Origin of the sequence: Mesorhizobium sp. M7A.F.Ca.ET.027.03.2.1 (genome assembly GCF_003999175.1) — a bacterium.
Lineage (GTDB): Bacteria > Pseudomonadota > Alphaproteobacteria > Rhizobiales > Rhizobiaceae > Mesorhizobium.
The window spans coordinates 1-2,631 of sequence record NZ_RZOM01000877.1 but is presented as its reverse complement, the minus strand read 5'-3'; the positions used below and the strand labels follow the sequence as shown (position 1 = coordinate 2,631).

Annotated in this window: 4 protein-coding genes; all 4 read left to right on the top strand. The window is 59.0% G+C overall.

The window, feature by feature from the left end:
* A partial coding sequence (gene hemB / locus EN750_RS28315; RefSeq protein ID WP_127398707.1) for a porphobilinogen synthase occupies nt 1-888 on the top strand: 888 nt, incomplete at its 5' end.
* A gap of 40 nt (nt 889-928) precedes the next feature.
* The gene (locus tag EN750_RS28310) at nt 929-1,225 is read left to right on the top strand and encodes a nucleotidyltransferase domain-containing protein (protein WP_127398705.1); all 297 of its coding nucleotides are present in this window, start codon (nt 929-931) and stop codon (nt 1,223-1,225) included.
* Entirely contained in the window at nt 1,225-1,575 is a 351-nt protein-coding gene (locus EN750_RS28305) for a HepT-like ribonuclease domain-containing protein (protein WP_127398703.1), read from the top strand. The genes EN750_RS28310 and EN750_RS28305 overlap by 1 nt, the downstream gene beginning before the upstream one ends.
* Before the next feature lie 237 nt (nt 1,576-1,812).
* Entirely contained in the window at nt 1,813-2,520 is a 708-nt protein-coding gene (locus EN750_RS28300; RefSeq protein WP_245482835.1) for a dihydrofolate reductase family protein, read from the top strand.
* The last annotated feature ends 111 nt before the right edge of the window (nt 2,521-2,631 follow it).

Sequence of the window (2,631 nt, the reverse complement as noted above, 5' to 3'; positions counted from 1 at the left end):
ATCTTCGTCGTCGAGGGCAAGGGTGTCCGCGAGCCGATCGCCGCCATGCCCGGCGTCTTCCGCCTGTCCATCGATCTCGCCGTCAAGGAGGCCGAGCGCGCGGCGAAACTCGGCATTCCGGCACTCGCCACCTTCCCCAATGTGGACATCTCGCTGCGCGACCAGACCGGCTCGCATATCCTCGATCCCGACAATGTCATCAACCGCGCCACCCGTGCGATCAAGGATGCGGTGCCGCAGATCGGCATCATCACCGACGCCGCGCTCGACCCATTCACCAGCCACGGCCATGACGGCATCCTGCGCGACGGCATCATCGTCAACGATGAGACGGTGGAACAGGTGACCGCCGCTGCTGTCATCCAGGCGGCCGCCGGTGCCGACATCATCGCGCCATCCGACATGATGGACGGCCGCATCGGCGCCATCCGGGACGCGCTTGACGCCAATGGTTTTCAGGATGTGGCGATCATGTCCTATGCGACCAAATTCGCCTCGGCCTTCTACGGTCCCTATCGCGAGGCGGTGGGCACCGCCGGTCTGCTCAAGGGCGACAAGAAGACCTATTACATCGACCATGCCAATTCCGACGAGGCGGTGCGAGAGGCCGAACAGGACATCGCCGAGGGCGCCGACATGCTGATGGTCAAGCCCGGCCTGCCCTATCTCGACATCATCCGGCGGCTGAAGGACGAGTTCCGGATGCCGACCTTCGCCTACCAGGTGTCGGGCGAATATTCGATGATCAAGGCCGCAGGCGCCAATGGCTGGATCGACGGCGAGAAGGCAATGCTGGAATCGCTGCTCGCCTTCAAGCGCGCCGGGTGCGACGGCATCCTGACCTATTTCGCGCCCGAAGTGGCGGAACTGCTGAAGGGAGGCCGCTAGGTCGCTTTGGAATTTTAACGCAATCCGCTAGAATGAATTCATGAGCAGGAATGAGGTGATAAAGCGGTTGCAGAGAAATGCAGATGCCATCAAAGGCATGGGCGCGACTTCGCTTTATCTGTTCGGATCGACTTTACGGGGCGACGCAGGGCCTGACAGCGATCTCGACCTCTTCATCGATTATGATCCTGCAAGACGCTTTTCGCTGATTGATCTGGTCGGCATCAAGCAATTTCTTGAGGAGAAGATGTCAGCGGAGATCGATATCACCACCCGCGACAGCCTCAATCCCATGTTGAAGGCCGACATCGAACAATCTGCTGTGCGCATATTTTGATGGCAGTGCGCCGGATCGAACCGATTCTAGCCGAAATCATGGAGGCCCTGGACGGCATCTCTGCTGCCGCCGCGGGCAAGACGCTGGATGACTTCAATAGCGACTGGCTGCTCCGACATGGCATCGAGCGCGGGATCGAGATCATTTCCGAAGCTGCCCGGCACATTCCAGATGATTTGGCAGCCCTTGCCTCCGAGATTCCATGGAAACAAGTTCGTGGGATAGGCAACGTTTTGCGTCACGAATATCACAAAACCTCCGGTGCGATAGTATGGGCGGTGGTGACCGACAGCCTGCCGCCACTGCGTCTTGCTGTCGAACGTATGCTCGAAGCGTCGCAGCGCCGATAGTTGTGGCTGACACTTGCGGCTGCATCCTGTTCGCGTCGCAAGGAAGGAACCGCGATATTTCTGTCGTCATAAGCAATTTGCATGGCAACGGAACATTTGCTCGCGTCGAGACTGCTGGATCTTTCTGCTCTGCACGTGCGGTGCGGCAAAGTTCTCTAAAAATACCGCTTGCAATTCAAAATCAGTTTGCTACAAAAAACTGCTTGCAAAATACAATCGGTTATCGAGGAGGCTCGCATGTCCAAACTTCGCGTCAACGCTTTCACCCTGTCGCTCGACGGCTATGGCGCCGGTCCCGATCAGGATCTGCAAAATCCTCTCGGCGTCGGTGGGGAATCCTTGCACAAGTGGTTTGTCGACACCCGCACCTTCCGCGAGATGGTGCTCGGACAAGATGGCGGCACCACCGACGTCAACGAGGCGTTCGCGGCGCGCAGCTTCGAGAATGTCGGCGCCTGGATCCTCGGCCGCAACATGTTCGGGCCGATCCGCGGCGAGTGGCCTGACGACAGCTGGAAGGGCTGGTGGGGCGACAACCCGCCCTATCATGTGCCGGTTTTCGTGCTCACCCATCACAAGCGGGAACCGATCACGATAGAGGGCGGCACGACTTTCCACTTCGTCACTGACGGTATCCATTCAGCTCTTGAACAGGCTAAAGCTGCCGCTGGCGGCAAGGACGTACGGGTTGGCGGGGGCGTCGCCACCATCCGGCAATATCTGCAGGAAAAACTGATCGACGAGATGCATCTGGCGGTCGCGCCGGTGCTGCTCGGCTCGGGCGAGAACCTTTTCGCCGGCCTCGATATGCTCAAGCTGGGCTATATCTGCAGCGAGCAGGTGGCGACGCCGCTTGCCACGCACGTCACCATCAAGCGGGCGTACGTACAGCTTTTCTCCCCGTCACTATACGGGGAGAAGGGAGCGATTGTCCGAACCGGATAGATAGGTAACAGAATGGACTGATTAGATGGGTGACAGTTTTCTTGTCCGCCGGGAGGACCGGCGATGGTTTGGCGAGAGACTGGCATCATGGATGAGCGGCTTCGGTTTGTT

Bases quoted from the DNA above. Each gene is read 5' to 3' on its own strand.
- EN750_RS28300 (WP_245482835.1), top strand. From the start codon at position 1,813: ATGTCCAAACTTCGCGTCAACGCTTTCACCCTGTCGCTCGACGGCTAT.
- EN750_RS28310 (WP_127398705.1), top strand. From the start codon at position 929: ATGAGCAGGAATGAGGTGATAAAGCGGTTGCAGAGAAATGCAGATGCC.
- EN750_RS28305 (WP_127398703.1), top strand. From the start codon at position 1,225: ATGGCAGTGCGCCGGATCGAACCGATTCTAGCCGAAATCATGGAGGCC.